Source organism: Sodalis sp. dw_96 (genome assembly GCF_018449575.1).
In the GTDB taxonomy this organism is placed as follows: Bacteria; Pseudomonadota; Gammaproteobacteria; order Enterobacterales; family Enterobacteriaceae; genus Acerihabitans.
In genome coordinates, this window is sequence record NZ_JAAVUT010000001.1 from 333,802 (window position 1) to 353,528 (window position 19,727).

Sequence of the window (19,727 nt, forward strand, 5' to 3'; positions counted from 1 at the left end):
GAACCGACATGAAACATTTAGTGGGTGGAATATCCAGCGCCGGCCGCGCTTTGCCTGAAATGGACGGCCAATCGTTATTGATTGAAAAAGCCGCCGGTCCCTGGCTGTGGGATCGGGACGGCCGCCGTTATATCGATACCGCCCTGGGCTTCGGCGCCACGCTCCTGGGGCATAACCCGCCGGAGGTCCTGGATGCCCTGCGGCAAACCCAGGAAAAAATGATGATGCCCGCCTATTCCCATGCGCTGGAGGAAGAGGCGGCGACGCTCTTAAGCGCGTTTACCGGGGAACTGGACAAGGTCATTTTTGTCAATTCCGGCAGCGAAGCGGTTCATTTGGCCTGCCGTGCCGCCCGCGCCTTCACCGGTCGCAAAAAGGTGGCGAAATTCGCCGCCGGCTACGACGGCTGGTTCGACAGCGTGGCGTTCGGCAACGCCGGTACGCCGGACGCGGAGATGTCGCAGCCGGTGCGTCCCGAGAAAGAGGGTATGCTGCTGCTGCGCTACAATGATTTCACCGATGTGGATCGTTTGTTCGCCGAGCACGGCGATATCGCCGCGCTGATTGTGGAACCGGTGATGGCCAATGCCGGCTGCATTGAACCGGCCCCCGGCTATTTACGTTATCTGGCCGACAGCGCCCATCGCCACGGCACCCTGGTGATTCTGGATGAAGTGCTGATGGGCTTTCGTGTGCACCTGGGGCTGACGGGGCATTTACAGGGCATTGATGCCGATTTTGCCACCGTGGGCAAGGCCATCGGCAGCGGCACGGTGGTAGCGGCGCTGGTGGGGAAATCGGCGTATATGGCGGTATTTGAACGCGGGCTGGCGACGCGGGCCGGAACCTATAGCGGCAATCCGCCGGTGTGCGCGGCGGTGATAGCCACCCTGACAGCGCTGAAAACCCGGGATTACCGGCAACTGCTGAGTCAGGGGGATGCGCTGCGGCAAAAAATCATAAACGGCTGCCGGGCCCGAGGCGAGGCGTTATGCTCCACCGGCTATGGTTCCGTCTTCACGTTCTGGCGGGGGGATGCTCCGCCGCTGGACTACCGGCAAGCGGCGACAACGGCGGATAAAGCGTGGAGCCTGGGGCTGCATTTCGCCCTGCGTCGTCGGGGCATTCTCGCCATGCCCTTTGCCTTCGGCCGTTTTTACCTTTCCTTCAGTCACGATGTCGCGGTGCTGGATACCTTGGCCGCCGGCTGTATCGAGTCGATTACCGAGCGGCCTGAATAGGCCTCGGCATATCCGCAGGGGGAACGGTAATCAGCTCGCGGATAAACTGCGCCAGCCGCCGGGTGCCGACGTGGGCATCGGCGGGGACCAGCAGCGCCAGATCCAGCGGTTTCAACGCCGGCAGGTGGTCATTTTGACCCAGGATGCGCCACTCCGGTGAAATCACCGACGCGGGCAGCACCGTCAGCGCGGCGCCCACGCGCACCGCGGTTTCCACGCCGGTCAGGTGGGACGAGGTGCAGACGATGCGCCAGCGCAGGCCGGCGCCGTCCAACGCCGCCAGCACCTGCGGCCGCGACCGGCAGCCGTCGGGGAATAATACCAGCGGCAGGACGGATTGCCGCTCGGGATAACAGTTTGGCGATGTACACCACAGTTGGGCTTCATGGCGCAGAAATTCTCCCTGTTCCTGGCCTGGACGGCGTGTCACTATCGCCAAATCAAGATGTCCTTCCTCCAGGGATTTTTGCAGCTTGAACGAGAAATCGCTGACAATTTCCACCTGAAGCTGGGGATTGCGCTGGGAGAAATTCTCAATCAGCGCCGCGCCGACGGTGCCCAGATAATCATCGGGCATGCCGATACGGATGCGCGTTCTGGCGTCATAACAGCCCAGGGCGGACAGCGCCTCCTCTTCCAGCATTTGCATCTGGCGGGCATAGCCGATGAGCTTTTCACCGGCGGGGGAGAGGGTAATGCCCTGGCGGGAACGCTCCAGCAGCCGCTGGCCGAGATGTTTCTCCAGCCGGCTTAACATGATACTGACCGCCGCCTGGGTTTTCCCCAGCTGTTCGGCGGCGGCGGTGAAACTGCCGTGATCGTAAACGGCGACAAAGGCGGCGAGGGTATCATTATCAAGATGGCGCATGGCACATTCCGGTGAATAAACGGGCAAGGGAAAGTGATGCAAGATTTATTCCATTCAAACCGGCGATCGCTGCGGCGATGGAAACGGCTCAACGGCGATTCGCGAAGGTTATGCAGACTATGGCCTCAGGGCGCGCGCAGCGGATTATTCAGTCGTCGTCGCGAACCGGCACCATAACCATGCAATGTGGCGGACCTTTGCACCGCATTAACCACTCCCATTCCTGAGCCTGACTGCCGTGCCTGCGCGCGCGCTGACATGTGGTGGGGCCTACTTCGCTTTAAGGCTTTCAAATAAGTAGGCTCGCGAATATCTTGCCCAAATCTCTTTGGTAAGCGGTTTTACGGCAGCCCCAAGCGGGATGCGGCAGACAGAGTCGCCTCAAGACGACGAGTCTGTCTCTCACGGGCACGTTTTTCCAGCCTCTCAATCCTCGATGCACCGGCAAATTCAGGATCCTTCGGGTTGTAGGGCGGAGCCGGATCGTATTCGATAGCAAGCTGGACATCTTTTGCGATCTCTTCGCCAAAGAGCTCACCGACCACGGTTAACGCAAAGTCGATGCCGGCTGAGACGCCCGCGCCGGTGATGCGATTCCTGTCACGCACGACCCTTTCTTTGACCGGGATTGCCCCCAGCATGCCGAGCTGCGGTATTGACATCCAATGGCATGTCGCCCGATAGCCCTTCAAAAGTCCCGCTGCGCCTAAAACCAAAGAACCGGTACACACTGAAGTAATGAGCGATGCATGTTCCGCCTGAGTTCTGATGAACTCGATCGTTTCGCTATCGTCCATCAAATCAATCTGCCCGGTACCGCCAGGAATGCATATTACGTCGAGCTGAGGGGCGCTCTCAAATGTTCGCGTCGGATTGATGGACCACTGAGAACCCGTTACCACCGGCGAGAGATTTTTCCATATCAAATGGACGTCGCAATGTTGGCTTGCCGAAAAAACTTCGGCCGGACCGGTGAGATCAAGCTGGGTTACGCCCGGGAAAAGAAGCAATCCAATTTGCGCTTTAGCCGTAGTCATAGCGTCAGGCCACCTTTAAGACAAATATCCAATATACATTTTAGGGGGGATATTAAATAGAACCTTGCAATCTTCTGAATGTTTACCTATCTATTTTGCCTGATGCCATAATGTCACAGACGTTGCCTTAATTTTGCGTTGGTTAACGCGTTTAGCACATTTGTCCACTTTCTCTCCATGCATGCAGATAAGATAAATTGGCGAGTCTATCAGGAAGCCTCAAAGGGTTGGTGTCGCTTTTATGATTAGCGATATTAAGCAGGCTAATTTGGATGAACAGAATATTTCCATACGGAACGTCGAGGGATAGTCCGTCTTCACAAGGCGAACGCGTCGTGAGTGGCGATTTCAGAACGGGAAAACGTCGTCTAAACAAGAAATTACCTCGATATCATTCATCTCAATGAAGAGGACGTTTTCAAAACCATTAAGTCGATTTTAACAAGGGGATTGTAATGAAAACTAAAATTTGCGTGTACGGCGCCGGCGCGATTGGCTGTCATATTGCGGGCCATCTTGCCCGTTCCGGTCAATGTGAGGTCTCAGTGGTTGACCGTGATGACGTTGTGTCTGCCATACAAAAGCAGGGCGTTCGGGTCAAAACGCACTCAGAAGATTTTACCGTCCCTGTTATAGCCAGCACCAACCCGCAAACGTTGGGAATACAGGATTATGTCATCGTGGCGCTTAAAATTCAGCAGTCTGTAAAAGCGTTGGAAAGTATGGCTCATTTGATCGGTCCTGATACCACTATTGTCCCGCCTTCAACCGGTATACCTTATTATTTTTTCCATCAATTTCCGGGCCGCTACGCCCAAGCTCGATTACCTGAAGTCGATCCCGACGAAAGTCAATGGCGAACCCTCCCTCCCGCCCAGGTTTTACCCATGGTTTTTTGGTATGGCGCGCATGGCCTCGGTCCGGGTTCGATGCAACAGGATGGCGAAAGTGGACGTTATCCGCTGGGGGAACTGGATGGCAGCGTTACGCCCCGGGCCCGTTTATTATCTGAGTTATTGCAGGCTGGAGGGCTTAACGCACCCATTACAGATAACATTCGTGGCGAAATCTGGATAAAATTTGCCAATAGTCTTTGTGGGAATCCCCTTGCCATATTGACATTGGCTGATATGAACGGCTTCGCTTCCTCACCGCAGGTATTGTCGATCTTTGAACGCTCACTGGCCGAGATCGACGCCATGGCGGAGGTTTTTGGTATCACTATTCCGCAAACCATCCCGCAACGGATGGCGTTTACCTTGGGTACCGGCACGCATAAATTTTCGATGCTTCAAGATTTAGAGCAGGGCCGGCAGTTGGAAATCGCGCCTTTTGCCCAATCTTTGGCGGCAATTAAACGCTTATCGGGAGGGACAACACCCATAACCGATATCATACAGGCCCTGGTCATCCTTAGAGATGCTTACCATCAAAAGAAAATTCACGGTATGTAACAACAGAAGAACAATGTCCCCTGGCAGGCTGGCTATTATAGGGAAAGTGATTTCCCTCGCACGGTCATGCCAATATTCAGCGCACTCAATCGACCACGATTACATTCGATAACAGAGTGATAATGATTCGGTTTAGTCAAACCGGCAGGAATAATGCCCTACCGGCAAGGCCAAGGTTCAATGCAATACCTTACTTTCAGGAATATCATCAATTTTGCTATGCACAATCAATTCCATGGCTTCGATTCCCCACTCCGTTAACTGTGGCGGTTCGGTAAGAAAATCGGGATCAACCATGTCACGTAAAAATTCGCAGGCATATTCAGGACCCTGTTCTAATCCATATTCAATGATATGATCCGCTTCAACTTGCCAAGCGATCTTGATTTCAAGCGCGTCCAACTCCAATGGCTGATTAACGCCTTTGAATAAGCAGAAATTTTGATAAGCCAGCGCGGCAACGCGACGGTAGAGGGCGATGCGAAGTTCAGTGGTAAGAATGGCGGTATTCACAGAAGAATCTCCTTAAAGTAAAAATCTTACTGTTACATCACGCTGGGCGCGTGAGGGTCTCCTTAAAGATTCTCGGGCTGCAAATCCCGGCTGACGATTAATCGACAGCAAAAGAATTATATTGAATTTCGAGTAAAGAAAGAAGCTTTCCAAATGGATAATTGGTTTTGTTTAAAAAGTATTTATTGCATAAATATATCATACGTTAAATAAACATTGATTGAAGTATGTAATTTATTTTTTTGAATATACATAATGCCCTTACCTTAAGCATATTTTCAGCCAACATATAACAGTCAAGTTCTTCGGTAGAGCAAAAGGCTCTCTTGACGGAAAAAGTACTATGATTTAATAGATTACACCGGTAAATATCTGATTGGGTGACAATGATGTGCCGCGTAGCGCAGGGAAAGTTTCAACACCGCCACCGAATGACAAATTTGTCATCCGGCGGTCATGGGGCGGAGCGGGTTGGTTTGGCAAGCTAGCGCCATTAAACATGAAAAGGAGATCATATGTTAATCATTATCCTGGCCTATCTCGGCGGCGTGTTGACCATCGCCAGCCCCTGTATATTACCGGTGCTGCCGTTTGTATTTGCCCGGTCGGACCAATCCTTTGTGCGTTCCGGACTGCCGTTGCTGGCGGGTATGGCGCTTACGTTCAGCCTGGTGGCCACCCTGGCGGCGGTGGGCGGCGGCTGGGTGGCGTCGGCCAATCAGTATGGCCGCTGGCTGGCGCTGGCCCTGATGGCGCTGTTTAGCGTGACGCTGCTGATGCCGCACCTGGCGGATCGGGTGATGCAACCCCTGGTGTCGGCGGGCAACCGCATGAACGACCGCCTTTCTTCCGGCAATAAACAGGCGCCCATTGGCGTCTCGCTGTTGCTGGGCGTGGCCACCGGCTTGCTGTGGGCGCCCTGCGCCGGCCCGATTCTCGGTCTGCTGCTTACCGGCGCTGCCCTACAAGGGGCCAGCGTCGGCACCACGCTGTTATTGCTGGCCTATGCCGCCGGCGCGGCCACCTCATTGACCCTGGCGCTGCTGATCGGCGGCAGGGTGTTCAAAATGATGAAACGTTCGCTGGGGGCCGGCGAGTGGATACGGCGCGGCATCGGCGCCGCCATGCTGGTGGGGGTGGTAGCCATTGCGTTTGGCCTAGATACCGGCGTATTGGCGCAGATTTCAACCGCCTCCACCGGCGGTATCGAACAAAAGCTGCTGAACCGCTTTACCCCGGCGGACAGCCATGGCGTCGCCCCGGCGCCGGCGGAAAGCGCCGCGCCGTTGACCGTGGCGGATATTTCGCCAATGCTTACCGATGACGGCCCGATGCCGCCCCTGGACGGCGCGGTGCAGTGGCTGAATTCGCCCCCGCTCACCGCCGCGGCGCTGCGGGGTAAGGTGGTGGTGGTGGATTTCTGGACCTACTCATGCATCAACTGCCTGCGCGCCTTGCCTTATGTAAAAGCCTGGGCCGCCAAATATCACGATCAGGGGCTGGTGGTTATCGGTGTCCATGCGCCGGAATTTGCCTTCGAACGGGATATCAACAACGTGACGCGGCAAGCCAATAAGCTGGGAATCGATTATCCCATCGCCATCGACAATAATTACAGCATCTGGCGCGCGTTCAATAATCAGTACTGGCCCGCCCACTATTTTATCGACGCCAAGGGGGAAATTCGCTATGAGCATTTCGGCGAGGGTGAATACGCCCAGTCGGAACAGGTGATTCAGCAACTGCTGCGGGAGGCGGGAGCACGTAACGTCAATACCGCCATCAGCCAGGTTCAGGGGCAGGGGGTGGAACAGGCCGCCGGCGGGCAGCAGGATATTTCACCGGAAACCTACCTGGGGTATATGCGGGCGGAGAATTTCGGCTCGGGGCAAGCCGTCAACGATAAAGCGGCGGAGTATAAGGTGCCCGCATCGCTCTCTTTGAATGATTGGGGACTGGGGGGACGCTGGACGGTGGGCCCGGAAAGCGTGACGCTGAACGGCAACGACGGACGTATCGTCTACCGCTTTCATGGCCGGGATCTGCATTTGGTGCTGGGTCCGTCCAAAGACGGCAAACCGGTGCGCTTTCGCGTCACGCTGGATGGCAAAACGCCGGGTGACGCACACGGTACCGATGTCTCGCCGGTGGGAGATGGCACGGTGACGGAGCAGCGTTTGTATCAATTGATTCGCCAGCAGGACAGCGCGGGTGAGCATACCTTCAGCATCGAGTTTCCCGATGCCGGTGTTTCAGCTTACGCCTTTACCTTTGGTTAACGGCGGTGGGGACTATCATGACTAGACGCTTATTCACCTCGAACTTTCCATTTTTTCAGGGCCGCCACGGTTTATTGGCGGCGGCCATAACGATTACCGCGCTGCTGTGGCAGTGCATGGCCTGGTCGTCCGGCGGTCCCGAGGATGCGGTAAAGATTCCGCCTCCCGTGCGTGATGAGGCCGCCGCCACCGTGCATGCCGAGACCGCCGTGCTGGCGGGAGGCTGCTTCTGGGGCATGCAGGGGGTCTTTCAGCATGTCAAGGGCGTGACCGGCGTGGTGGCGGGTTATACCGGCGGATCGGCGCAGAATGCCAACTATGACGCCGTCAGCGGCGGCGACACCGGCCATGCGGAATCGGTGGAGGTGGTTTTCGATCCGACCCAGGTATCCTACGGCACCCTGCTGCAGATTTATTTTTCCGTGGCCCATAACCCGACGGAACTTAACCGGCAGGGGCCGGACAGCGGCACGCAGTATCGTTCGGCGATTTTCCCGCGCTCCGCCGCGCAGCGGCAGGTGGCCGAGGCCTATATCACCCAGCTGAATGCCGCCCGTGTCTTTGGCGCGCCGCTGGTAACCCGCCTCGAAAAGGGGGATTTTTACCCGGCAGAGGCTTATCACCAGAATTACCTGACCAATAATCCCGAGGCGCCGTATATCATGATTAATGACCTGCCGAAGCTGACTGAGCTCAAGCAGATTTTCCCGGCTTTATATCGCGATGATCCGGTGCTGGTAAAGGTGCAGGAGTCGTCTTATCGGCTGCCGCCGATATAAGCCCAACCAGGCGCGGTCTCCCTTTAACAGGGTCGTTGCACGATCGGTGATAGCGGGCCTACCCTGGCATGGGGCGCTTCGCGGCCGACTATGGCCGCTCCGGCCCCATTGCCGCGGTCTCCCGCTATTTGGTTTTTTGCACGCGTATTCGACGGCTGAAAATTCACTCGAGGCTGGTAAGGAGGGGCAGGATGATAGAAGAGTAAACCGTCCGCGCCAGGACGGCGCGGATCGAGCCTACACGGACGTATTCACGGCGTGTTTACGATCTATCATCCTGATCCGACCGGACACGTCTTTAATCAGGCGTAGTGCCTGTAATGGAATCCCTGGTATATTCGCCGTTCACCAGCCGCAGCAGGTTCAGCGGGTTGGCATCCAGAAGCGGCGGGGGCAATAGTTCCGCCGGCCAGTTTTGCAGGCATACCGGCCGCTGAAAACGGCTGATGGCCAGGGTGCCGACAGAGGTGCCGTGGGCATCGGAGGTGGCGGGCCAGGGGCCGCCGTGCACCATGGCATCACTGACTTCCACCCCGGTGGGGTAGCCGTTGAACAGCACTCGGCCGGCCTTGTGCAGCAGGCGCCGGCACAGCGGACTTGTCAGCGGCAAATCCGCCGGCTCCGCCAAGAGAGTGGCGGTGAGCTGCCCCTGCAAATGGTCAAGGACCGCCAGCAATTCCTCAAGATTATCCACCGCCACCACCGCCGCCAGCGGTCCGAAAACTTCCTCCTGCAACACCGGGTCCACCGCGGACAGCAGCAGAGCTTTATCCCCCTGATAGAGCCGGGATGCCGCCTGGTTAGCCGCCGTTTTGCCTTCCGCCAGCTGCCGCAGCGCAGGATGCCGGTCCCATCGGGCCACCCCCTGCCGGTAATTTTCCAGGATACCGGCATGCAGCATGAATTGAGGCGGGGCGTCATTCACCCACTGCGCCAATTGGTTTATAAACCGGTCAAAAGCTTCCCCTGCCACGGCAATAATCAGTCCCGGTTTGGTGCAGAACTGGCCCGCCCCTAGGGTAAAGGAGGCCACCAGGTCTCGGGCAATCTGCTCGCCCCGCACATTCAGGGCGTTGGGCAACACCAGCAGCGGATTGACGCTGGACATTTCGGCAAACACCGGGATGGGCTGCGGCCGCCGGGCCGCCAAATCGCACAGCGCCCGTCCGCCTTTCAGGGAGCCGGTAAAACCCACTGCCTGTATGGCCGGCGCCTGCACCAGCTCGGCGCCGATAAGATCGCCGAAAATCATATTAAACACGCCCGCCGGCAGGTTTTGCGCCACCCGGGCGCGCTCAATGGCCATAGCGATGCCCTCGGCGGTGGCCGGATGGCCGCTGTGCGCCTTGAACACTACCGTGCAACCGGCCGCCAGGGCCGAGGCGGTATCGCCGCCGGCGGTGGAAAACGCCAGCGGGAAATTGCTGGCGCCGAATACCGCCACCGGGCCGAGGGCCAGCTGATACTGGCGCAAATCCGGCCGGGGCAGGGGTCGCCTCTCCGGGAGAGCCGTATCAATACGGACATTTTCCGTATCACCGCGGGCCAGCAGTTGGGCGAACAGCCGCAGCTGACCGCTGGTGCGGGCCTTTTCCCCCTGTAGACGGGGCAGGGGCAAGGCGGTTTCCAGATGCGCCAGCTGCAGGAAGTTCTCGTCCAGGGCGTCGATTTCATCGGCTATGGCGGTTAAAAACCGCGCGCGCTCTGCGCTGTCGGTCTGGCTGTAGGCCGGGAAAGCGTCCGCCGCGGCTTGCGCCGCTTGCCGGGCTTCCTCGGCGGTGGCCTGGTAGTAGGCGTATCCGGTGGGTTCACCGGTGGCGGCGCACAGGCTGCGAATGATATCGCGACCCGCGGCGACCCGGTCTCCGGCGATAAATTGCCCGCCGATGACGGCGGTGTGGGAAACAGACATGGTGGTCCTCCGGATACGGCAGTGGCTCAAACGGGTGCCTGCCTTGTTGACGTATGGGGTTACCTTGACGGTTATTACCGATGGCGGCTTGAGGATTTTCGCCGTGAAGGCCGGTGAAATCGGCACAGCGGACAAAGATAGCGGCCCCCATTAGCGTCCATCAGACTGCTGACAAACCCACTCGGGGTCAATAAGGCTGGACAGGCTGCCACAAGAGTAAACCGTCCGCGCCAGGAATGGCGCGGATCGAGCCTACAGTTATCGTCTTATCCGTCAAGCCATGGCAGCCTGTCCCGACCGGGCACTTTGTCAACAAGCTCCGGCTCTCACTAGGGGCTATAGGCTAAATAAACGCCTTATACCCGCAGGCTGGCGCGGAAATCGCTGGGAGTGGTGCCGGTCATGGCCTTGAATTGGCGGCTGAAGGCGCTGTGATCGGTATAACCGCACTGCAGGGCGATATCGGTAATAGGCAGGGCGCCGCTCAACAGCTCGGTGGCTTTCTCGAGCCGGACCTTATGTATGATCTGGCGCGGGGTGAGCTGGAAAATACGTTTGCAATAGCGCTCGATTTGCGCCACTGACAGACCGGTGAGGCGGGTCAGCTCTTCCATGGCCACCGGGCGATGGAAATTGAGCCGGATATGGTTCTCCATGGCGAGCAGACTGTGGTATGACGGATGATTGGCCCGGGTTTCCTGAAGATCGTGAGAGATACCCGCCATGCCGATAATCCGTCCCTGCCTGTCATACAGCGGCAGTTTCTGCGTTAGGCACCAGCCGGTTTTGCGGCCGTTGTAGAAATGCAGTTCCAATTGATCCTGGATAGGCAAGCCGGTGCGCATCACCCGGTAATCCTGCTCGATATAACCGATGCCCAGCTTTGAGGGAAACACCTGTGCCGAGGTTTTCCCCAGCAGTGCATCGACGTTCTTTAACCCGCAGCGGGTCGCCAGGGTATGGTTGGCTATCAGATAGCGCGCTTCACCGTCTTTGACAAAAAATACCACGCCGGAGATGGCGTCCAGTAAAGGCAGCAACAGCGCGACGGCATCCAGCAGGCTGCCCATGTCTTCCGGCCGCCGCTGCCCCAGACCGGCATACAGCGAGGAAAAGGCCCGATGTGGGGACAACCTGTCGGCCGAAATGTTATCCCGGTCAACGGGTAATGGGGAAGATTTTCTATCAACGGGCGCTGACCACATAAGGACCCTCTCTTACCGCGAGTGCGATAGGGATGTAGAGCAACAGGGATGATGTCAGCATGCCAGTGTCGCCGGGGTGAGTAAAGCGCCCGGGTGATAGGATTTGATTATATACACTGAATAATTCGAGTTGCGGAAAGGCGGTAACGTGAAGTATGGCGGGTATAACGCGGCGGCGGGGCTATGCCGTTTTCTCTACCAGGGGTGTGGAAAGGTATCAAGCGCCGGCGGGGGTTATGGGTCCAATCTGCATTAAGGCTCACTAAAACCACCGGGGGCAGTTGTGACATTATCTTCCCGTTATACCGCGATACGCGCCATCGATTCCCATACCGCCGGCGAACCGACCCGCCTTATCGTCGAAGGATTTCCTGATTTGGGCCAGGGTAGCATGGCGGAACGCAAAATACGCCTGGGGGAACAATTCGATCGGTGGCGCAAAGCCGCCATTCTCGAGCCTCGCGGCAACGATGTGCTGGTGGGGGCGCTGCTCTGTACTCCCTGTTCACCCCAGGCCGCCGCCGGGGTGATTTTTTTTAATAACAGCGGCTATCTGGGGATGTGCGGTCACGGCACCATCGGCCTGGTGGCTTCCCTGGCGTATCTGGGGCGGATTTCCATGGGCGAACATGTGATTGAAACCCCGGTGGGGGATGTGCGCGCCACCCTGCACGAAGACGGCAGCGTGACGGTGGAGAACGTGCCCGCCCGCCGCGCCGGCCGGCAGGTGGCGCTGGAGGTGCCGGGTTATGGCCGGGTCTGCGGCGATATCGCCTGGGGCGGCAACTGGTTTTTCCTGATAAGCGGACACGGGCTGGCGGTGAATGCCGATAATATCGAAGCGCTGACGGCTTACGGCTGGGCGGTGCGCCAGGCGCTGGAGCAGCAGAAAATCACCGGCGATGACGGCGGAATTATCGATCATATCGAGCTTTTCGCCAACGATGACCATGCGGACAGCCGCAGCTTCGTGCTCTGTCCGGGCAAGGCGTACGACCGCTCCCCCTGCGGCACCGGCACCAGCGCCAAACTGGCCTGTCTGGCGGCGGACGGTAAATTGCAGCCCGGAGAGCCGTGGCGTCAGGCCAGCGTCATCGGTAGTGAATTCACCGCCTCGTACCGGCGGTATGATGAACACCAGATTATCCCCTCCATCCGCGGCTCGGCGTATGTCTGCGGTGACAACACCCTGTTGCTGGACAATCAGGACCCTTTTATCTGGGGTATAGGCTGAGGGGAATTGATTTATGAGACAAACCAGCGGGGCCGACGTTATCGTTATCGGCGCGGGAATTATCGGCGCCGCCTGCGCCCGGAGCCTGGCGGCGGAAGGGATGCGCGTACTGCTGGTGGATAATCTGGCGGGCGGCGCCACCCAGGCGGGCATGGGGCATCTGGTGTGCATTGACGATAACGCGGCGGAACTGCTGCTCAGTAGCTACAGCCTGCGGCTGTGGCGTGAACTGGCCGCCGACTTGCCGGAAGACTGTGCCTGGCGGGGATGTGGCACCTTATGGCTGGCGGAAACCGACGACGAAATGGACGCGGCGGCGGAAAAACAGCGGCGGCTGTCGCAATATGATGTCGGCAGCGAAATACTCACTTCATCCCAGGTAGCGCAGTTGGAACCGGCCCTGCGTCCCGGTTTGGCGGGGGGCTTGCGGGTGGCGGGGGACGGCATTTTGTATGCCCCGTCCGCCGCCCGTTGGCTGGCGTCACATCCGGGCATCACCAGGGTGGTGGGGGAGGCGGCGGCCATTGAGCGGGATCGCGTGCTGTTGACCGACGGAGAGCGCCTTGGGGCGCCGGCCATTGTGGTGGCCAACGGCTTATCCGCCGATGCGCTGCTGGGCAGCGGTTTTCTGCGGGCAAAAAAAGGCCATCTGGCCATTACCGATCGGTATTCGCCCAGGGTGCATCACCAATTGGTGGAACTGGGTTACGGTGCCAGCGCCCACGCCGCCAGCGGCACGTCGGTGGCGTTTAATTTACAGCCTCGGCCCACCGGGCAGCTGTTTATCGGTTCGTCGCGCCAGTTCGACTCCCTCGATCCCGCCGTGGACGGCGAGGTGCTGGCCGCCATGCTGACGCGGGCCAGGGCCTGGATGCCGGCGCTGGCGGAGATGAACATCATCCGCTGCTGGACCGGGTTTCGCGCCGCCACCGCCGACGGCTTGCCGCTGCTGGGCCCCCATCCCTCTTATCCCGGCCTGTGGCTGGCGCTGGGGCATGAAGGGCTGGGGGTGACCACCGCGCTTGGCAGCGGGGCGATCATCGCCGCGCAAATCCGGCAACGGCGGCCGGACATCGACGATACGCCCTTTCTGCCCGCCCGTCTGTTCACCACGGATTCCACCTCCCATCCAGTGGAGGAGACGCAATGACGTTATTGATTTCCATTGTGGTGGACGGACAGGTTTTTACCGTGCCTGCCGGGATAACCGTGGCGGCCGCGCTGGCCTATACCGATAAACAGGCCACCCGCCGCTCGGTGGCGGGGCAATGGCGAACGCCGTTTTGCGGCATGGGTATCTGCCAGGAGTGCCGGGTCACCATAAACGGCCTGCGCCGTCCGGCCTGCCAAACCCTGTGCCGGGAAAATATGCGTATCGAGAGGATCCAATAGCCATGCTTGACCTGGATTTCAACTGTGAGCTGCTTATCGTGGGGGCCGGTCCGGCCGGATTGGCGGCGGCCTGCGCCGCGGCGAAAAGCGGTATAAGCATCATTATTCTGGATGACAATCCCTTTCCCGGCGGCCAGATCTGGCGCGATGGCCCGGCGGTAAGCCTGCCGGAAAAGGCCCGGCATTACCGGCGGCAGCTTGATCAACTGCCTAACGTCTCCTTGCTCTGCGGCGCCAAGCTTATCGCCCCGGTGGGAGAAAAGCAGTGGCTGTATGAGCAGGAAACCGCCAGCGGCATTATCCGCTATGAGCGACTGATTCTTTGCAGCGGGGCGCGGGAACTGCTGTTGCCGTTCCTGGGCTGGACCCTGGCGGGGGTCAGCGGGGCGGGGGCGCTGCAGGCCTTTATCAAGAGCGGGTTGCCGGTAAAAGACCAAAGGATCGCTCTGGCGGGCAGCGGACCTTTGCTGCTGGCGGCGGCGCAGGCGGTAAAAAAAGCCGGCGGCAAGGTGGTTTTACTGGCGGAGCAGACGCCCGCGTCGCGCCTGGCGCGGCTTTTTCTGGGCCTATGGCGCTGGCCGGACAAGCTGCGGCAGTCCTTTTCGCTGTCCGATCCTCATTATCGGTTAAACAGCACCGTGCTGGCGGCGGAAGGCGAAGGCCGGATCGAACGGGTGATCGTTCGTCAGGGACGGCGGCGCATCAGCGTGGCGTGCGACCGGCTGGCCTGCGGTTTTGGTCTGCTGGCTAATATAGAACCGGCGCTGGCGTTGGGTTGCCGCATTGAACGGCAGGCGATATGGGTGGATGAGTGGCAGCAAACCAGCCGGGAAGATATCTACGCCGCCGGGGAGTGCGCAGGCGTCGGCGGCAGCGAACTGGCGCTGGTGACGGGTAAAATCGCCGGCTACGCCGCCAGCGGCAACCGGGAGGAAGCCGCCAGGCTATGGCGGGAACGCCGTCGCTGGCGGCGATTCGCCAAAATGATGGAGCGCGCCTTTCGCCTCAACGATCGGTTAAAACAGCTGCCGCGGCCGGACACCCTGGTGTGTCGCTGTGAAGATGTCGCCTTGCAGCAGATTTCCGGCGCGGCGGGCTGGCGGCAGGCTAAAATTCACAGCCGCTGCGGCATGGGCGCCTGCCAGGGAAAAGTCTGCGGCGCCGCGACGCGTTTTTTGCTGGACTGGCCGCTGGCGACCCCCCGCCTGCCGCTGGCGCCCGCCAGGCTGTCTACCTTGGTCAAAATGGGGGAGAGGGTGGATAAAAACGCCTAGGAGACAATCGGCGGATTTTTCCCGCCACGGGACATCGACACGCAGCGGCTATGAATCATCTGTCACGCGCGGTTTTATTTCCTTCGCTTGTTCCGGGCCCGGAAGCATGTCAGGATACCATTTCGTATACCATATCGCTTATTCTGTTTACTGAGGTCATGATGTCCCTTTCCCTGCTGAATCCACCGAATCTTGGTGCCGCACCCTCGGCGTCGGAAGTGATCACCAAGCATTTGCGTGAGGCGATTATTGCCGGCCATTTTGCCGACGATGAGCCGATCCGGCAGGATGATATCGCGCGGCTGTTTAATGTCAGCAAGATCCCGGTTCGCGAAGCGTTGAAACGGTTGGAGGCCGAAGGGCTGGTGCAGTTTTTCCGCCACCGGGGCGCGATGGTGGTGCGCATCTCCGAACAGGAACTGGCGCAAATATTCGAAGTGCGCATCCTGCTGGAAGTCCAAGCCATACGGCTGGCGCTGCCCAATCTCACCGCCGATCATTTGTCCCGGGCGCAGGCCATCTGCGATCAGTTTATCGCCGATGACGACGTGGGCCGCTGGGCGGAGCTGAACTGGGCTTTTCACTGCTGCCTGTATGAAGCGGCGCAGCGCCCGTTCCTGGTAAATCTTATCCGTTCCATCCATGACAAGATTGAGCGGTTTTTACGTATGCAGATGAGCCTGTCCCCGGACGGCAAGATGCGTGCCGATCGTGAACACCGGGCGATTCTCGCCGCCTGCGCGCGCGGGAACGAGGATCAGGTAGCGGAGCTGATCGAGCAGCATATCATCGGCGTGTGCCAGACCCTGCTCACCTATTTGCCGAAACCCCACGACGGTCGGCCATAAAGCGCGTAAGACCTCTGCACCATTAAAGCGCGCCATGATGGCGCATGGCGCTGCTCATCCCACGGCGCACTTATCGCCGCCTATTTTCCCATTCAGCTTATAACTCCATAATTAACAATAAATTAATATTTGTCGCCGTTTTTTTTAACTGTGACCGGTATCGCGGCATGGTGATTGCATAATAGATATCGTATACGAAATTATGGCAGTCGCGTTTTCACCCACTCCTTCACAACCGTTATGAGGTCGCCATGAAACGTCAGTCTCTCGCCGCAATCATTACCAGCCTCGTGTGTGTTTTTACCCTTGCCCAGGCCCACGCCGATAAACTCGATGATATTATCAACTCCGGTAAGCTGCGCTGCGCGGTTACCCTGGATTTCCCGCCCATGGGTTCCAGAGATGCGAGCAATAATCCGGTCGGCTTTGATGTGGATTACTGTAACGATTTGGCGAAAACCTTGGGTGTGACCGCCGAAGTGGTTGAAACGCCGTTCCCGGATCGTATACCGGCGCTGATGTCCAATCGGGCCGACGTCATTGTCGCTTCCACCTCCGATACGCTGGAACGCGCCAAGACCATCGCCATGAGCATTCCCTATTTCGCTTTCCAGCAGGTGGTGCTGACCCGCGACGGTACCGGCATCAATACCTATAACGATATGAAAGGACACCCGGTGGGCAATACCGCCGGCACCTTTGAAGGACTGGCGCTGGAAGCGGACGTGAAAAAATGGGGCGGCGGCAGCTTTCGGGCCTACCAGACCGAAAACGACACCATACTGGCGTTGAGCCAGGGGCATATCGACGGTACGGTAGTCACCTCCACGGTCGCCGCCGCGTCAATCAAAACCGGCAAATATAAAGGGTTGAAAGTGGTGGGCAACGCGCCCTATGTCATCGATTACGTTTCCCTGGGCGTTGCCCGGAATGAACTCGGCCTGGTGCATTACCTCAACCTGTTCGTCAACCATCAGGTGCGTTCCGGCCGCTATCAGGAGCTCTATGCCAAATGGGTGGGCGGTACGGCGCCTAATCTGACCATCCCCGGTGTCTATTACTAAGCGACGAGGCGGGCATGATGGCAACGATGACGGCCCAGGGGCGTTTTCTGATTACCGGCAGCGGCCGGGGAGAAGTGCTGTTCAGTCATACCGGCCTGAGCTTCTGGGGCGGCGTTGATGGCGCCAGCGGCGAAATCATCGATTATCATCATCCTCTACAGGGCCGCTCCCTGGCGGGCAAAGCGCTGGCGATACCCAGCGGACGCGGATCCTGCACCGGCAGCAGCGTGCTGCTGGAGCTCATTCTGAACGGCCACGGGCCGGCGGCGCTGCTGCTGGCGGAAGCGGATGAAATTCTGGCGCTCGGCGTATTGGTGGCGCGCCAGCTCTTTGCGCGCGACCTGCCGGTCATCACCCTTGATAAGGAAACCTTCGGACAATTGGCGACGTGCCGGCGGGTGGAAATCAATGACTACCGCCTGCGGGCCTTCGGCCATGACGGACTGTGCTTCCTGGATATCCCCCTAGCCCGGCCCGAGACCGGGCTGTTTGTCCTCAGCGACGAAGATCGCGCCATGCTGGCGGGGGACATGGGCGAGGCGGTGCGGCGGGCCATGGAAATCGTGGTGTATATGGCCCAACTGCAACAGGCGGTGGGACTGATTTCCGTGAGCCAGGTGCATATCGACGGCTGTATTTATACCGGCGGCGCCAGCCTGTCCTTTGCCCGGCAATGGCTGGCCTGGGGGGGCAGGGTGCGGGTTCCCACCACCCTTAACGCGGTATCGGTGGATTGTCGCCGCTGGCGGGAGCAGGGAATTGATCCCAAGGAAGGGGAGCCCGCCGGCCAACTGGCGGACGCCTATCTGCAACTGGGCGCGACCGGCAGCTTTACCTGCGCCCCCTATCTGCTGGCCACGGCGCCTCGGGCCGGCGAACATATCGCCTGGTCGGAATCCAATGCCGTGTCCTTTGCCAACAGCGTGTTGGCGGCGCGGACCCAGAAATACCCCGATTTTCTCGATCTGTGCATCGCTCTCACCGGACGCGCGCCTCTCAGCGGTCCGCATCTTGACGCGTCGCGCCATGCCGAAGTGCAAATTGATGTTCCGCTGCCCGCGGAGGCGGACGACTCCCTCTATCCACTGTTGGGACATCTGGTGGGTGAACTGTCGCCGAACCATATTCCGGTGGTCTGCGGCCTGGAACCCAGCGGGATGAGCCGGGATGATTTAAAAGCGTTCAGCGCGGCATTCGCCACCACCTCGGCGGCGCCGATGTTTCATATCGTCGGCGTCACGCCGGAAGCAACCGCCCTGGCGGACGCGCTGGGCAACCGGCCGCCCGTGCGGCATTACCGCCTGACCTCAACAGACCTGCTCTCGGCCTGGCAGGCGCTCAATACCGCCGTTGATAGCGGCGTTCAGCTGGTGGCCTTGGGCAATCCCCATCTTTCGCTGACGGAATATGCCCGGCTGGCGCAGTTGTGCCGGGGCGGGCACCGGCACCCGGATGTGGCGCTGGTGCTCACCAGCGGCCGGGAGGTCTACCGCCAGGCCGAAGAGGCGGGTTATGTGGCGACCCTGGAGTCCTTCGGCGCCCAATGTATCAACGACACCTGCTGGTGCATGTTGCGCCGTCCGGTGGTGCCTGTGTTTGCCGCCACGTTAATGACCAACTCCGGCAAGTATGCCCATTACGCCCCGGGACTGGTGGATTGCCGCGTTCACTTTGCCTCGCTGGCGGACTGTATCGCGGCAGCCCGACTTGGCTACGCCGATTTACGGCCGCCCCGCTGGCTGATGCCGTTCGTTGACACCTCGGGCGGCACTGCCGATGGCTCGACCGACGGCGTGGTCAAGGGCGCAATCAACGCTGTAGCTAACGGCGCTGCCGACGGCTCTGCCAACTTTACCGCCGACATTTCTACCAGCGGCTCAACCAACGGCACAATCCATGATGAAACCGGCGGTACGATTATCGATGCGCGCCATGGCGCAACGGGAGGCTCGCTGACCGATGTTTAATTACAGTTTTCACTGGAATGCCGCGTTCCGCGCCTTGCCGGAGATGCTGGCGGGCAGTTGGATAACCTTTTATACCGCCGTCCTGTCCATGGTGCTGGGGGTGTCCATCGCCCTGTTGCTGACCATGATGCGCGTCGGTCCCTGGCGTATCCTGCGGATGTTTGCCGAGACCTGGGTGTCGCTGGCCCGCAACACGCCCGCGCTGTTTCAGGTTTACATCCTGTACTTCGGTCTCGGCGCCTTCGGCTTTTATGTGAGTTCCTGGATTGCCCTGCTGCTGGGCATCACCTTTAACAACGCCGGGTATCTGGCTGAGAATTTTCGCGGCGGCCTGCGGGCGGTGCCGGAAACCCAGATGCGCGCCGCGCGCTCCCTGGGCATGACCTCATTCCAGGCCTGGCGGCTGATTGTGATGCCGCAGTTATTACGGGTAGTGTTCTACCCGATGACCAACCAGATGGTGTGGGCGGTGCTCATGACCTCCCTGGGGGTAGTGGTGGGACTGGATAACGATCTCACCGGCGTAACCCAGGCCTGGAACGTCAAGACCTACCGGACCTTTGAGTTTTTCGCCATTGCCGCCGCGCTCTATTACCTGATAGCCAAAGCGGTAATGCTGGTGGGGCGATTGATGGCCTGGAAACTGTTCCGCTACTGAGG

17 protein-coding genes are annotated in these 19,727 nt (G+C 59.2%); 12 read left to right on the top strand and 5 right to left on the bottom strand.

What is annotated here, in order from left to right:
• The first annotated feature begins 8 nt into the window (after nucleotides 1-8).
• Nucleotides 9-1,241 carry an aminotransferase class III-fold pyridoxal phosphate-dependent enzyme gene (locus tag HB631_RS01450; RefSeq protein WP_213989377.1) on the top strand — a complete coding sequence of 411 codons (1,233 nt, stop codon included), beginning with the start codon at nucleotides 9-11 and terminating at the stop codon, nucleotides 1,239-1,241.
• On the opposite strand, the gene HB631_RS01455 is transcribed toward HB631_RS01450, so the two are convergent.
• Nucleotides 1,222-2,109: a LysR substrate-binding domain-containing protein gene (locus HB631_RS01455; protein WP_213989378.1), complete on the bottom strand. Its 888-nt coding sequence runs from the start codon at nucleotides 2,107-2,109 to the stop codon at nucleotides 1,222-1,224. The genes HB631_RS01450 and HB631_RS01455 overlap by 20 nt on opposite strands.
• Nucleotides 2,110-2,450: 341 nt before the next feature.
• Nucleotides 2,451-3,146, bottom strand: a complete 696-nt coding sequence (locus HB631_RS01460; RefSeq protein ID WP_213989379.1) for a DJ-1/PfpI family protein — start codon at nucleotides 3,144-3,146, stop codon at nucleotides 2,451-2,453.
• Nucleotides 3,147-3,601: 455 nt separating this feature from the next.
• Between HB631_RS01460 and HB631_RS01465 the strand changes: the two genes are divergently transcribed.
• The gene (locus HB631_RS01465; RefSeq protein WP_213989380.1) at nucleotides 3,602-4,600 is read left to right on the top strand and encodes a 2-dehydropantoate 2-reductase; all 999 of its coding nucleotides are present in this window, start codon (nucleotides 3,602-3,604) and stop codon (nucleotides 4,598-4,600) included.
• A 177-nt stretch (nucleotides 4,601-4,777) separates the two neighbouring features.
• Here the strand turns inward: HB631_RS01465 and HB631_RS01470 are convergent, their stop codons facing one another.
• Nucleotides 4,778-5,113, bottom strand: a complete 336-nt coding sequence (locus HB631_RS01470; RefSeq protein ID WP_213989381.1) for a DUF5375 family protein — start codon at nucleotides 5,111-5,113, stop codon at nucleotides 4,778-4,780.
• 515 nt (nucleotides 5,114-5,628) lie between these two features.
• Here HB631_RS01470 and HB631_RS01475 point away from each other — a divergent pair.
• Together HB631_RS01475 and msrA are read left to right on the top strand one after the other, a co-directional pair.
• Nucleotides 5,629-7,392, top strand: a complete 1,764-nt coding sequence (locus HB631_RS01475) for a cytochrome c biogenesis protein DipZ (protein WP_213989382.1) — start codon at nucleotides 5,629-5,631, stop codon at nucleotides 7,390-7,392.
• Nucleotides 7,393-7,409: 17 nt separating this feature from the next.
• A complete protein-coding gene (msrA, locus tag HB631_RS01480; protein WP_213989383.1) occupies nucleotides 7,410-8,171 on the top strand; it encodes a peptide-methionine (S)-S-oxide reductase MsrA in 762 nt (253 codons plus the stop codon).
• Nucleotides 8,172-8,469: 298 nt separating this feature from the next.
• On the opposite strand, the gene HB631_RS01485 is transcribed toward msrA, so the two are convergent.
• Both HB631_RS01485 and HB631_RS01490 read right to left on the bottom strand, forming a co-directional pair.
• Nucleotides 8,470-10,083: an aldehyde dehydrogenase (NADP(+)) gene (locus HB631_RS01485; RefSeq protein ID WP_213989384.1), complete on the bottom strand. Its 1,614-nt coding sequence runs from the start codon at nucleotides 10,081-10,083 to the stop codon at nucleotides 8,470-8,472.
• A 356-nt stretch (nucleotides 10,084-10,439) separates the two neighbouring features.
• A complete protein-coding gene (locus tag HB631_RS01490; protein ID WP_213989385.1) occupies nucleotides 10,440-11,288 on the bottom strand; it encodes an AraC family transcriptional regulator in 849 nt (282 codons plus the stop codon).
• A gap of 283 nt (nucleotides 11,289-11,571) precedes the next feature.
• On the opposite strand from HB631_RS01490, the gene HB631_RS01495 reads away from it, so the two are divergent.
• The 8 genes from HB631_RS01495 (at nucleotide 11,572) to HB631_RS01530 (ending at nucleotide 19,725) form a co-directional block, all read left to right on the top strand.
• On the top strand, nucleotides 11,572-12,522 hold the full coding sequence (locus HB631_RS01495; protein ID WP_213989386.1) for a 4-hydroxyproline epimerase: 951 nt from the start codon (nucleotides 11,572-11,574) through the stop codon (nucleotides 12,520-12,522).
• A gap of 13 nt (nucleotides 12,523-12,535) precedes the next feature.
• Nucleotides 12,536-13,672 (top strand): FAD-dependent oxidoreductase, encoded by a 1,137-nt coding sequence (locus HB631_RS01500; RefSeq protein ID WP_213989387.1) that lies wholly within the window; start codon nucleotides 12,536-12,538, stop codon nucleotides 13,670-13,672.
• Complete coding sequence (locus tag HB631_RS01505) at nucleotides 13,669-13,914, top strand: 2Fe-2S iron-sulfur cluster-binding protein (protein WP_213989388.1); 246 nt, start codon at nucleotides 13,669-13,671, stop codon at nucleotides 13,912-13,914. Before HB631_RS01500 ends, HB631_RS01505 begins: the two co-directional genes overlap by 4 nt.
• A 2-nt stretch (nucleotides 13,915-13,916) precedes the next feature.
• Nucleotides 13,917-15,188, top strand: coding sequence for an FAD/NAD(P)-binding oxidoreductase (locus HB631_RS01510; protein WP_213989389.1), 1,272 nt, complete (start codon nucleotides 13,917-13,919; stop codon nucleotides 15,186-15,188).
• A gap of 158 nt (nucleotides 15,189-15,346) precedes the next feature.
• Nucleotides 15,347-16,036, top strand: coding sequence for a GntR family transcriptional regulator (locus tag HB631_RS01515; protein ID WP_255556744.1), 690 nt, complete (start codon nucleotides 15,347-15,349; stop codon nucleotides 16,034-16,036).
• A gap of 251 nt (nucleotides 16,037-16,287) precedes the next feature.
• A complete protein-coding gene (locus HB631_RS01520; RefSeq protein ID WP_213989390.1) occupies nucleotides 16,288-17,100 on the top strand; it encodes a transporter substrate-binding domain-containing protein in 813 nt (270 codons plus the stop codon).
• 14 nt (nucleotides 17,101-17,114) lie between these two features.
• A complete protein-coding gene (locus HB631_RS01525; RefSeq protein ID WP_213989391.1) occupies nucleotides 17,115-19,067 on the top strand; it encodes an aconitase family protein in 1,953 nt (650 codons plus the stop codon).
• Nucleotides 19,060-19,725 (top strand): amino acid ABC transporter permease, encoded by a 666-nt coding sequence (locus HB631_RS01530; protein ID WP_213989392.1) that lies wholly within the window; start codon nucleotides 19,060-19,062, stop codon nucleotides 19,723-19,725. Before HB631_RS01525 ends, HB631_RS01530 begins: the two co-directional genes overlap by 8 nt.
• Nucleotides 19,726-19,727 lie beyond the last annotated feature (2 nt).